Source organism: Tenacibaculum aquaeponti (assembly GCF_057221555.1).
The window spans coordinates 304,654-317,319 of record NZ_CM170147.1; the positions used below are offsets into that span (position 1 = coordinate 304,654).

Here is a 12,666-nt window from a genome sequence, read left to right on the forward strand (position 1 = left end):
AAAAAGAGCTTCACAAAGAAGCTCTTTTTTTATTTGGTTGATTAATTCGTATGAACTAATTATTGAATAGTTACATTAAAAGTAGCTTCAATGTCAGTTTCTCCACCAGCTTGTTCTACTAATCCATTATTTGGTTTAGTTGGTTCGTGTTTTAACGTGAATGTTATAGTACCTGAGCTAGCTTCACCTGCTACAAGACTAAAGTTTATTCCTAAAGGATTATTATTAGAATCGTTAGGAGTTTTATAGTTAAAAGCGACGTTTGGTCCTACTGCAGTATAAAAAAACTGATGTTCATTAGCTTCTTCTTCTACTTCTTTTGTGATATCTTCAGCAGGATTTTCAGTTTCGTTTAATACTACAATTGAGCCGTTATAAGTTGTATTTGCTGCTAAAGTTGCGTTTGATGGTGTTATTACTGGTGAGTTAGGTCCGTTACCATCTAAATCTTGAGTTTTTAACACTATAGCAGTTCCACCGCCATCTGGTGTTAAGGTAATTGTCATCGTTGTTATAACTTCTTCTTCATTTACTTCTTCAGGAGTTTTATCGTCAGAACACCCTGTAAATACTAATGAAGAGATAAATAAGAATGCTAATAATTTAATTGATTTCATAATAATATATTTTTAATTTATTTAAGGTTCTATTTAATAATTGAGTTTTAATTGTATTTTAAAATTTCTACCTAAATCATCAGCAAAAAATCGTAATTGATTTAAGTAATTTCTATAAGAAGTATCTAAAATATTATTTACAAACAGATTTATTCCTACTTTGGTTTTTGATAATTTAAATTCAAAACCACTAGAAAAATTTAATAAATGATATGCATCTGGAGGGGTGCTAATATCAACTAATTCATTAGTGTTACTTGTAGCCACAAACGTTGTGAAATTATTATTTGGAAACAGTGTTTGTCTTGCGTTAAATTCACTTTCTAAATTTGCGAAAAAGTTATTCCATTCTTTTTTATTAAACTGTAAATTACTTACGGTTTTAAATGCTGGTATATCAATTAATGGTCTATCATTAGTTAAATCATCTCCTTTGATATAAGAAGATTTGTTCCTAATTAAAAAATTATCATTAATTTGGTACGATAAATCAGTGTCTAAACCAAATAAATTGGCTTTAGTTTGTTTATAAGACCATACTACAAAGGCACCTCTAATTGTAGTTTCTGAAGTAGTAGGTTCTATGTAAATAAAATCGTCAATAAAGTTGTAAAAGCCTTCTATAGAAGCTTTGAATTTTTCACTTGTAAATTTATAAGTTGTTGAAATTCTATGGGAAGATTCTGGACGGATACGTAAATCTCCTAACTCAATTCTAGCTGCAGAGTGATGTAAACCATCACTAAATAATTCAGCAGGATTTGGAGCTCTATTTGATAAACCATAATTAAATAGTAAAGAGTTTTTTTGGTTGAATTCATAAGACAGTCCAACTGAAGCTGATATATTATGATAATTAAAAGTTGGATTTGTTAAGAATTGTGATCCTCTGTCATCTATTATTATAGAATTAAAATCTTGATCATAATTGAGTGAATTCCATCTAGATTTTAAGTAAAACTTCTTTGCGTTAATATGATTAAAGTCGTATCTGATACCTGATGAAAAAATTAAACCATTAAAAAAAATTAATTCAGATATAGTATAAACTCCCACATTATACTTATCATAGTCAGGTATTAGTCGTCTTACTCCTGTTTCAGGGTCAGGAAAATTATTTTGGTATCCGCCAGAAATCCCAATTTTGAATATCTTGTTCGGATTAGCATCAAACTTCATGTCAGCTTTTACATTATGAGTTTTTAATGTAAGGTCTGTTGCAGCAATATTACTTCTTCCACCACGCCTTATGTCAAATTCTTTACGCTGATTATGTTGAAAATCATATTGTAAAGAAAGTTTTCCAAGGCCTTTAAATCTTTTGTAAAAGTTAGCTTTAAAGAGTTGATGTGTAACATCTTGTTTAGGGTTGTTAATATCGTAGCTGAAATCCTTTATCACTAAAGGAATGTCGTTATTAATAGCTCTAATTAAATCAGCTGTATTCCCTATATGAGCAGCTCTTAAAATCCCTATTTCATTTGATAAATAACTGTAATAAATATCATAGCCTTTATCAAATCTTTTAAAGCCAGTGTTAAAAGATAAACCTAAAGATTTTAATCCTGTATTTGTTAAATTATAATCAGGGGCTTCAAAATCTCCGGCTCTTTTTAATGAAGCTTGTCCATTTACAAACCAACCTTTCTCAAAGGATTTATTAATTGAAGTGCTTACAGAGGTAAGGCTACCATTAGTTTGCTGAGATAAAATTGTTTTTCCGTGTAAAGAATCTTTTACGATTATTTTAGCAGGATTAACAACAACAACACCGCCAATGGCATCACCAGCATATTCAAGTGCACTAGCACCTTTAATAAGAGAAATACTACCCGCTGCATTAATATCAATATTTGGAGCATGTTCTATTCCCCAGTCTTGATCTTGTAATCTAACATTATTTACAGATATTAATACTCTACTACTATGTAAACCATTTATAATAGGCTTAACAATAGCATTTCCAGTATTTAAAGATGAAACACCAGATACTTCTTTTAAAGCATCTCCTAAACTACTATTACTGTATGCATCAATTGTACTTTCTTTAATTAAAGTTTCTTGTGATGTTTTAGTTTTTATTCCGTTAGAAGATTTTACCTGAACTTCTTTTAATTCTTCAATGTGATGTTCTAAATCAATTATCTTAAAAGTATTTTTTGTTAGATTTATTTCGATAATTTGTGTATCACAAGCTACATGAGAAACTTCTATAATTAATTTACCACTACATAAATTCTTAAATTTAAACTTACCATCTAAATCAGTGGCAGCATATCTATTAAGGTTCTTTATGTAAACTGTAGCATCAATTATGGGAGATTTGTCATGGAAATCTTCAACGAGCCCAGAAAAAGTATATGTGCATTTTTGACCTATTATTGAATTTGATAAAAAAAACAATAATACAATCAAAAAATAGTGATTGAATTTCATTATGAATGTTTAGTTTGAATTATATGCTAATACTAGTATAATTAAACTAAAGAAGGTGGGGCTCTAAGAGAAAATGATAATTTTAAATAGGATTCTAAAGAAGTATAAAGACTAGTTAAAAAATCAATTTTTTCATAAGAAATAAAAGTAGTATTTGTAAAATCTATAGTTGTGAAACTATTAAAATTAAATTTACAAATTTCACACTCTACTTCATGTTCATGTAAGTGTTGATCGTTTTCAGAAATACAAATCTCAGATTCGATATGATCCGAATCAAAGGAATGTACTAGCTGTATTATTGATGGACTCAATAACAACAGAAGTAACATTACTACAGATAAATATTTCTTTAATGTCTTCATTGATTCGCAAATTAAAAGGATTTATTTTTAAAATCCAATTAATTAACTTAATTTTTAAAAGGTATCTTGCTGATAAATACAGTTCCTTTAGGTTTAAATTTTGAAAACCCTATTCTTGAAACATAATTATAAGATGAATCTGTAACTTTATTCATTTGAACATAAATAGGATCTTTATCCAAATCTGTTTTAGGGTTTTTCATTTTCAATGTATATGAAAAGTTATTTCTCCAAGTAATAAATAAAGTGTCTATATGTTGAATCTCTTTTTCATATACAGTAGTATCTGTTGAAATAGTTACTTTTTTTGTATAATATTCTATTTGTAAACTATCTTTTCTAACTATAATAGTTTTACTGTAATTGTTTCCAGCAGGAATTTCAAAAGTTCCGTGTTTAAAACGTTCAGGATTTCCTTCTGTATTTATATTACAAGAAGTAAGTACTATAGCTAGAAAAGATAAGATTAAATATTTCATTAAATTCCAGTGTAATTTGATGGAGTAATTTGTTTTAATTCAGATTTTATAGCATCTGAAACTTCTAAAGTATCTATAAAATTAGCAATAGATTGTTGCGTAATTTTTTCATTAGTTCTTGTTAGTCCTTTTAAAGCCTCATAAGGGTTAGGATAAGCTTCTCGTCTTAAAATAGTCTGAATTGCTTCAGCAGCAACAGCCCAATTATTTTCTAAATCGTTTTCAAACTTTTGTTGATTTAATAATAATTTATTCAAACCTTTTAAAGTAGCCTTAAAAGCAATTAAAGTATGTCCGAAAGGAACTCCAACATTTCGTAATACAGTACTGTCAGTTAAATCACGTTGCATACGCGAAACAGGTAGCTTACCAGCTAAGTGTTCAAATATAGCATTAGCTATTCCTAAGTTTCCTTCAGAGTTTTCAAAATCAATTGGATTTACTTTATGTGGCATAGCAGAAGAACCTACTTCACCTTTTTTAATTTTTTGTTTAAAATAATCCATTGAAATGTATGTCCAAATATCACGATCTAAATCAATAAGGATAGTATTCACACGTTTCATAGCGTCGAATAAACTAGCCATATGATCATAATGCTCAATTTGTGTAGTAGGGAAAGAATGGTGTAATTCTAAAACTTCTTCAACAAATGAAGTTCCAAAAGCTTTCCAATCAATATCAGGATAAGCTACTTTATGTGCATTGTAATTTCCTGTTGCTCCACCAAATTTAGCTGCATTGGGTATGTGCTGTAAGAATAATATTTGCTGATTAATACGTTCTACAAAAACGAATAATTCTTTGCCTAATCTTGTAGGAGAAGCTGGTTGACCGTGAGTTCTAGCTAACATAGGAATATCATCCCATTCTTCGGCTAAATCGGCTAATTTAGAAGTTAAATTATCTAACGTAGGAAAATATACTTCTTCTACAGCATCTTTAATAGATAGAGGAATAGCAGTATTATTAATATCTTGGGAAGTTAATCCAAAATGAATAAACTCTTTATATTTTGATAAGTTTAAAGCATCAAACTTTTCTTTTATAAAATATTCAACAGCTTTTACATCGTGATTTGTTACACTTTCTATTTCTTTAATTTTTAAAGCATCTTCAGTAGTGAAATCTGAATATATGTTACGCAATTCTGGATATAAGTTTTTATCAATATCTTGTAATTGTGGTAAAGGAATTTCACATAAAGCGATAAAGTATTCTATTTCTACTTTAACTCTGTATTTAATAAGTGCTTCTTCAGAAAAATAATTTGCTAGTTGATCTACTTTGTTTCTATATCGACCATCGATAGGAGAGATGGCATTTAATGTAGTTAAACTCATATTAGTGTGTTGTGTTCAAACGACAAAAATAGAAAATACTATGCTTATATATGAATTTATTAAATAGTAATTTTAGATAGTTTTTAAGTTCTTAATTTTTAAAACAGATACTTCTCTTATGATGTTAATAAATGATGACTTTAAATATTTTATCTTCATTTTGTTTTATAAAGTAAATTCCTTTTGTGTTTGAAGTAAAGGTTATTTTTGTTTGTTGTGTATTTTCATCAAAAATAATTGTTCGGAATTGAATTAATTTACCTAAATTATTGTATAGTCTAAAAGTATCTGTACTATTTGTTTGAGATATATTAAGTGAGTTGTCTACATTTATTGGATTTGGATAAACTATTTGTTTTGTAATAGTTGAAGCATAAGGTTTAAAAAAAGTTATTCCGTGATTGTAAGCTTTTTCTCCTACAGCTTCGCCAATTAATCTACCAGGTATATCATCTGCTGGAGGATGTATTCCTCCCCAAATTCTAGATAGACTAGATTGGTCTGAAGCATCGAAATAGGTTGCCCATTGTAATTCAATATCTTGACTAGGACCTTCTTCAAATACTAGAAAATCATTTTGTTTAGCTAAAAAAGTTCCCATACCATTTGGAAAATATTCACTACCTGTTAATAATGTTAATACTTTAGCTGCAGCTCTTGAAAAAGTAGAGTGCCCTGAAACATAACCAGCAAATGGAGGAGTTACAAAAGAAGGTCTTTGATATGGCCACCAATTCTCTCCTAAAATCCAATCAACCCCAGCATATTCAACTGAAGGATTATTAATATAATCATGACCTCTCCAGGTATATAATTTAATTTTTCCAACATTTTGATTTTGATCACCACTAAGAGGATCTCCAGTTTTAACAACTTCAACTAAACCTTCAACAAGAGGAATTCCATTTTCATGATAATTAGCTAAAGTGTTATCTGTACTCTGTCCTAAACCTACCATATAACGAATTGAAGATATTGGTCTTACATAATCATACCAACCTTTAATACTCCATGCGCTTATTGCGGCATCATGCATTGCTCCACCAAGTAAAAAGTAAGATTTTACATCCCATTCTAAGTCGTCAATAATTTTATTATAGCCAGCTATTTTTTTATTAGAAATTTGATCACTAACTTTTTCGTTTAAAATGGTAAACCAATGTCCAGGAGGCGTTTCAGAATCAGGTCCATCAGCCCAAAATTCTGCAATAACTCTAGCATAATCCCCTCTTTTAACCAAATTTGGAGTATACACTGTATTGGTTATTGGATTAATTGTTCTTCCTTTACCAATATCACCACCATTTTTTAAATTATAAAAATTAGGATAATCATTATAATTTTTTGGAAAATCGGATATATTAATATTTCCCATTGCTCCAGGTGAAATATCAACAAGTGTATTATCTTCACTTGTTAAATGTGATCCCCAAATGGAAACTAGAGAGAATCCCCATTTATAAAATTCTGCAGTAATATTATCGCTTAAAAGAGGAGGAGAATTCGGGTCGTTGTAAACTTTATATTTATTACCATTTTTTGTTTTAACAACATAATCTTCTTCAGTCAAAGAAAAAGGAACAACATTTCCCCATTCAGGACTTAAAAAATCTGGTACACCATGTACAATATTGCCACTTTGATCGATAAAAGTTCTTAAAGATAATGGTTGCCATTTATCAGGATTGATAATTGTGGAATTACCACTATCAGTTGGAATTAGAAAAGGGTTTGTTGGTAAATAAAATTCATTTGAATAACCATTAATTTCATTTGAACCATCGTTTAAACCAAATTCAATAATTACAGATGCTATTAAGTTTCCTAAAGAAATAGCATTTGGTTCATCATGGAAATTTAAATCTATTTTGTTGATGTCTAAATTCAAAGATTCCATCAATGCATTCATGTTAGCTAAAGTCCAGAAATATCTTGGAGATTTTTCAAATCGATGTTTTATAAGATTATACATTGCATAACTCATTGTTTTAACTATAGATTCATTTTTTTCTGTTTTTATAGTTGAATCAAAGTTATTAGGAAGGTTGTATTTCTCTAAGAAGTAAGGTCTACTATCACTTCTGTTATATAACGCCCAAGTATCAAACATGGCAATAGAAGAATGAAATAAATTTCGGGCATGTACCGTAGGTCTAGCAAAATCTTTTCTGATAGCTTCTAAAAGTACTTCATTCCATTTTCTTGCGATAGAGTGTGATTGGTTAATTGTGTGTTGCGAATTCAAAGTAATAGTATAGCAACTTAAAACAAAAAGTAATAGTAATTTTTTTAACATCAGTTTTTAATATTAATAGTATAATATAATTAGCAATTCATTCAAAAATAATAATTTTATTTTTTTTAATAAGATTTAAAGTAGTTATTAAATTAAAATAAAGCTAATTAAATACATTTATCTGTAAACTTTTCTATTTTCAATTTTTACTTCTCCTTGTTTTTCTAATTGTTTTATAGTTCGTATTACAGTCTCTACACGTAAACCTAAAATGTCTGATATTTGCTGACGCGTATAGTTTATTTTTAATGTGAATTTTCCTTCTTGTTTAAAAACATCGTTTTTTAGATAGTCGAAAAACCTTAAAATTCGATGTGATGGTTCTTGACTAGAAATTTCTGAAGCTATTATGGCTTTGTAGTATAGTCTTTTTGCAAGGCTTTCTGTGATTTTAAAATGTACTTCTTTATTGTTTTGTAGTAATTCGTAGAACTTTTCTTTGGGTAAAATATATATTGTACTCTTTTCTATAGCTGTTGCATTGGCTGGGTATTTAACATTAATAAACAAAGGAGGTTCTCCAAAACTTTGTTCCTTATAAAAAACACCTTGAATGAATTCTTTAGCATCATCATTAAAGTTATTCATTTTGACAATTCCATGTTTAACTTGATAATAATTTCTAGCAAATTCTCCCTCTGAAAAGATAATCTCATCTTTATCAAAAGTTTTCAAAGTAGCATTATATTCAATTAAAAGTGTTTCAGGTATCATAATATTATGACTATAATCATAAAGTTTAATTGTACTAAAGATATAATTTTACCACAGTAATTTATATATTTCGATCAATGATTAAAAAAGAAATAGTTAACCGAGCAGATGTTTATTTATTAGTTTCTTCTTTTTATGATAAAATAAAAAAAGATGAAATTATAGGACATTTTTTTTTAAATGCAATTCCTGAAAGTGAATGGAATAATCATTTAGAGCATCTAACTGATTTCTGGGAAACTAATTTGTTTTTTGTTCGAAAATTTAAAGGAAATCCAATTCAGAAACACAGAGATGTAGATGCAAATTCTAACTTTAAAATTTCTCAGGAACATTTTGGTAGATGGTTGCAATTATGGTTTACTACAATAGATGAATTATTTATTGGAGAAAAAGCTCATCAAGCTAAAGAAAGAGCACGAAATATAGCTTCTATGCTCTTCTTTAAAATTTATGAAAATAAACCTAAAAATATAGGTTAATTAATTGCATTACAATTAAAATAATATTAGTAGTAATACTAATAATTCCCGCCCAGGCTACATATTTAAACGGACTTTGACTAAATGCAGTTGCATTTGTTCCCATAGCTGTTACTAAAGCTAATGCTAAATAAACAAAAGAAAATTGATGGTGAATTGCAAGTGCTGCAGTTGCTGAAGCGATCATAGTACTTATCATAATGAGTAATACTGTAATTCCAAAAGCATTTTCTTGTTCAGCTTTAATTTTATTGTTAATTAAGTCAATAATATTTGTTGGCTTTGTATAAGTGATATTTTGAATTGCGGTGTTATCTGTTGTGATCATGATATTTAATTTTAATACAAAGCTACTTTCAGAAAAGTTAAAATTTTATGACCAAAATCATATTTAAGAAGATTTCAAATAAATTATGTTAAAGGTTATTCATATCTTCACATTTCAAATTTTTTAATGTGCAAACAGAAACTCTAGTTTATATCATTTTAGCTTTATTAGTAAGTTTAGGTGTTGGTTTTTTTCAATACTTTTTTAAAGTAAAAAAGACATCAAAAATTACGATTTTATTATTCTTTTTAAGAGTTTTAAGTATTTTCTTAATTCTACTATTATTAATAAACCCGAAAATAGAATTAACAACTACTAAAAATGTAAAACCATCATTATCTGTTTTGGTTGACAATTCGTCATCAACTCAATTTTTTAAAGAGACTGATTTTGTGAATTCTTTTGTAGAAGATTTAAAAAAGAATGATGTTGTTAATGATAAGTTTGATGTTGATTTTTACACATTTGGTAATCAGGTTGAGAAATTAGATAGTGTAACTTTTTCTGATAAAAACACGAATATTACTAAGGCTATAAAATCCATCAATGAGTTACAAAAGAATAATGAAGGAACTATAGTTTTACTTTCAGACGGAAACCAAACTTTAGGAGAAGATTATGAGTTTTTGAATTCACAAAAAACTGTTTATCCTGTTGTATTAGGAGATACTATTCAATATCAAGATATCAGAATAAGTCAGCTAAATGTAAATAAGTATAGTTATTTAAATAATAAATTTCCGGTAGAAGCTTTCATTAACTATGAAGGGAGAGCAGAAGTGAAATCTATTTTTTCTATCTATAAGAGAGGAACAAAAGTTTTTAGTAAAACTGTTGAATTATCACCAAATAAAAAGTCGACTGTAATTACTGCGGAATTAAATTCAGATAAAGAAGGAGTACATTATTACTCTGCGTCATTAACTAAGTTAGATAAAGAGAAAAATGTAAGAAATAACACAAAGAATTTTACTGTAGAAGTAATAGATGAGCAATCTAAAGTTTTAATACTTTCTTCAATTATTCATCCTGATTTAGGTGCGCTTAAAAAATCTATAGAAAGTAACAAACAAAGAAAAGTAGAGCTTGTTCAAGTAAATGAATTTAAAGGAGATTTAAAAGACTATCAATTAGTCGTTTTTTATCAGCCTAATGCATATTTTAAAAAGTATTTACAAGAAAGAAAGTCTAATTTTCTTTTAGTAACAGGCTCTAAAACGAATTGGGATTTAATTAATTCTTTAGGGTACAGTTTTAATAAAAAAGCAATTAATCAAACAGAAAATTATCGCCCGGTTTACAATACAAATTTTTTAACCTATTTACAAGAAGATATTGGTTTTGATGGTTTTCCGCCACTAAAAGATAAATTTGGATCAATTGCAATTAAAGAGCATAGCCCATTATTGTATCAAAGATTAAAAGGAATAAATACCTCGAATCCATTATTAACGACTTTTGATAAAAATGATACAAAATATGCTGTGCTTTTTGGAGAAGGAATTTGGAAATGGAGAGCTTCTAGTTTTATTAGAGAAAATTCTTTTGAAGTTTTCGATGAGTTTTTAGGAAACTTAGTTCAATATTTAAATTCAAATAAAAAGAGAAGACGTTTAGATGTAAAACTAGACAATTTATATTTAGCTAATGATAAGATAAATGTTTCTGCTTTATATTTAGATAAAAATTACAAGTTTGACAACAGAGCTTCTTTAGAGATTCTAGTGAAAAACGAGGAAACAAAAGAACAAAAAGTATACCCTTTTTCTTTGATGAATAGTTCTTACAAAGTAAGTATCGAAGGTTTAGATTCTGGAGATTATACTTATCGAGTAAATGTACTTGGGCAAACCGTATCTAAATCAGGAAAGTTTAAAGTTGCAGATTTTCAAATAGAAGAACAATTCTCCAATGCAAATCATAAAAAACTAAATGTTTTAGCAGAAAATTCTGGAGGAAAATTGTTTTTTAAAGATCAAAAAGAAGTATTACTGCAAGATTTAGTAGCTAATGAAAAATTGGTTACAATTCAAAAGTTAGAAAAGAGAGAACAAGATCTAATTAATTGGAAATGGATTTTGCTTTTAGCAATTGCTTTATTGGCAATAGAATGGTTTACACGAAAATTCTTTGGTAAAATTTAATGAAAGAACATTTTTTTCAATGCCCGTATTGTTGGGAGGAAATCTCAATGTTGTTAGATTCAAGTTTGTCAGAAACATATATCGAAGACTGTGAAATTTGCTGTAATCCTATTCAAATTATTACTCAGTTTGATGGTGGAGAATTAGTCGGTTTTCAATCAATTAATATAGAACAATAGTTTATGAAATTTCATACAAGAAAATGGGTGAAACCCGAAGATTTAAATCCTAACAGAACATTATTCGGAGGAAGATTATTACAATGGATAGATGAAGAAGTTGCTTTGTATGCAATTATACAATTAGAAATTCCAAGAACAGTAACAAAATTTATGTCGGAAATAGATTTTGTAAGTTCTGCTCGTCAAGGAGATATTATTGAAATTGGAATTGATGTGGTGAAATTTGGAAGGACGTCAATTACTTTAGGTTGTAAGGTAAGAAACAAACTTACAAGGAAAGATATTATTACAATTGATAAAATTATTATGGTAAGTTTAGATGATGAAGGAAATCCTGTACCACATGGGAAAACTAAAATAGAATACGTTAAAGATAGATTAGAAGAAAAATAAATTTAAAATTATGAATAACAGACAACCAAATTTAAATTTTCCTAAGCGTGGAATATTATTAATACCAATAGCATTTGTATTAATGATTTTCATAGCAAAATCAACAGAAACAATTAATTCTGGAAAAGCGGGTGTTTTATACAAAACTTTTGGAGGTGGAGTAGTTGTAGATGAACCTTACATGGATGAAGGTTTTCACTTTGTATTACCATGGAATAAAGTATACGTTTACGAAGTAAGGCAACAAGAATTGTTTGAGCAAATGCAAGTATTATCTTCAAACGGATTAGAAATCCGATTAGATGCTTCTGCTTGGTATCAGCCACAGATTAATAATTTAGCAAGATTGCATAAAGAAAAAGGAGAAAATTATTTAGATCGTGTAATTAAACCAGCAATTAGGTCTGCTGCTAGAAGTGTGGTTGGACGTTATACTCCAGAGCAATTATATTCAAGTAAGAGAGATGTAATTCAGCAAGAGATTTTTATTGAAACTAAGAAAATTTTAGACAAGCAGTATATTCAATTAAATGAAGTTTTAGTTCGTGATGTGGAATTACCTCCAACAATTAAAAACGCAATTGAGCGTAAATTAAAGCAAGAGCAAGAAGCATTAGAATATGAATTTAGAATTGCTAAAGCTAAAAAAGAAGCAGAAAGACAACGAATAGATGCTGAAGGTAAAGCAGCTGCAAACCGTATTTTAAGTGCTTCATTAACGGATAAGATTTTACAAGAAAAAGGAATCGAAGCTACATTGAAGTTATCGGAGTCTTCTAACAGTAAAGTGGTATTAATTGGTTCTGGAAAGAACGGAATGCCTATAATTTTAGGAAATCAATAAGAGAACTTCTTAAAAAAAAGTTAATTCAATTTCAAAAGCGTAA

At 28.4% G+C, this 12,666-nt stretch carries 13 protein-coding genes; 5 read left to right on the forward strand and 8 right to left on the reverse strand.

What is annotated here, in order from left to right:
* Positions 1 to 59: 59 nt before the first annotated feature.
* The 7 genes from AC2TEO_RS01450 to AC2TEO_RS01480 all read right to left on the reverse strand — a co-directional run bounded on the left by AC2TEO_RS01450 (position 60) and on the right by AC2TEO_RS01480 (position 8,250).
* Positions 60 to 617: a type 1 periplasmic binding fold superfamily protein gene (locus AC2TEO_RS01450; protein ID WP_442266405.1), complete on the reverse strand. Its 558-nt coding sequence runs from the start codon at positions 615 to 617 to the stop codon at positions 60 to 62.
* Between the two features lie 33 nt (positions 618 to 650).
* Positions 651 to 3,053: a TonB-dependent receptor gene (locus AC2TEO_RS01455; RefSeq protein WP_442266406.1), complete on the reverse strand. Its 2,403-nt coding sequence runs from the start codon at positions 3,051 to 3,053 to the stop codon at positions 651 to 653.
* Positions 3,054 to 3,094: 41 nt separating this feature from the next.
* Positions 3,095 to 3,418: a hypothetical protein gene (locus tag AC2TEO_RS01460; RefSeq protein ID WP_442266407.1), complete on the reverse strand. Its 324-nt coding sequence runs from the start codon at positions 3,416 to 3,418 to the stop codon at positions 3,095 to 3,097.
* A gap of 47 nt (positions 3,419 to 3,465) precedes the next feature.
* Positions 3,466 to 3,897: a hypothetical protein gene (locus AC2TEO_RS01465; RefSeq protein ID WP_442266408.1), complete on the reverse strand. Its 432-nt coding sequence runs from the start codon at positions 3,895 to 3,897 to the stop codon at positions 3,466 to 3,468.
* Positions 3,897 to 5,240, reverse strand: a complete 1,344-nt coding sequence (gene purB / locus AC2TEO_RS01470; RefSeq protein WP_442266409.1) for an adenylosuccinate lyase — start codon at positions 5,238 to 5,240, stop codon at positions 3,897 to 3,899. Before purB ends, AC2TEO_RS01465 begins: the two co-directional genes overlap by 1 nt.
* A 124-nt stretch (positions 5,241 to 5,364) precedes the next feature.
* Positions 5,365 to 7,536: a DUF6851 domain-containing protein gene (locus AC2TEO_RS01475; protein WP_442266410.1), complete on the reverse strand. Its 2,172-nt coding sequence runs from the start codon at positions 7,534 to 7,536 to the stop codon at positions 5,365 to 5,367.
* Positions 7,537 to 7,653: 117 nt separating this feature from the next.
* Complete coding sequence (locus AC2TEO_RS01480) at positions 7,654 to 8,250, reverse strand: Crp/Fnr family transcriptional regulator (protein ID WP_442266411.1); 597 nt, start codon at positions 8,248 to 8,250, stop codon at positions 7,654 to 7,656.
* Positions 8,251 to 8,327: 77 nt separating this feature from the next.
* Between AC2TEO_RS01480 and AC2TEO_RS01485 the strand changes: the two genes are divergently transcribed.
* On the forward strand, positions 8,328 to 8,732 hold the full coding sequence (locus AC2TEO_RS01485) for a group III truncated hemoglobin (RefSeq protein ID WP_442266412.1): 405 nt from the start codon (positions 8,328 to 8,330) through the stop codon (positions 8,730 to 8,732).
* Here AC2TEO_RS01485 and AC2TEO_RS01490 read toward each other — a convergent pair.
* Complete coding sequence (locus AC2TEO_RS01490; RefSeq protein ID WP_442266413.1) at positions 8,716 to 9,060, reverse strand: hypothetical protein; 345 nt, start codon at positions 9,058 to 9,060, stop codon at positions 8,716 to 8,718. The two genes, AC2TEO_RS01485 and AC2TEO_RS01490, sit on opposite strands and share 17 nt — an antisense overlap.
* Before the next feature lie 128 nt (positions 9,061 to 9,188).
* Here AC2TEO_RS01490 and AC2TEO_RS01495 point away from each other — a divergent pair, with 128 nt between their 5' ends.
* The 4 genes from AC2TEO_RS01495 to AC2TEO_RS01510 are packed head-to-tail and all read left to right on the forward strand — an operon-like array spanning position 9,189 to position 12,623.
* Positions 9,189 to 11,204 (forward strand): VWA domain-containing protein, encoded by a 2,016-nt coding sequence (locus AC2TEO_RS01495; protein ID WP_442266414.1) that lies wholly within the window; start codon positions 9,189 to 9,191, stop codon positions 11,202 to 11,204.
* Positions 11,204 to 11,383, forward strand: a complete 180-nt coding sequence (locus AC2TEO_RS01500; RefSeq protein ID WP_442266415.1) for a zinc ribbon domain-containing protein — start codon at positions 11,204 to 11,206, stop codon at positions 11,381 to 11,383. Before AC2TEO_RS01495 ends, AC2TEO_RS01500 begins: the two co-directional genes overlap by 1 nt.
* Before the next feature lie 3 nt (positions 11,384 to 11,386).
* A complete protein-coding gene (locus tag AC2TEO_RS01505) occupies positions 11,387 to 11,779 on the forward strand; it encodes an acyl-CoA thioesterase (RefSeq protein ID WP_442266416.1) in 393 nt (130 codons plus the stop codon).
* 10 nt (positions 11,780 to 11,789) lie between these two features.
* Positions 11,790 to 12,623: a prohibitin family protein gene (locus tag AC2TEO_RS01510; protein WP_299677843.1), complete on the forward strand. Its 834-nt coding sequence runs from the start codon at positions 11,790 to 11,792 to the stop codon at positions 12,621 to 12,623.
* Positions 12,624 to 12,666 lie beyond the last annotated feature (43 nt).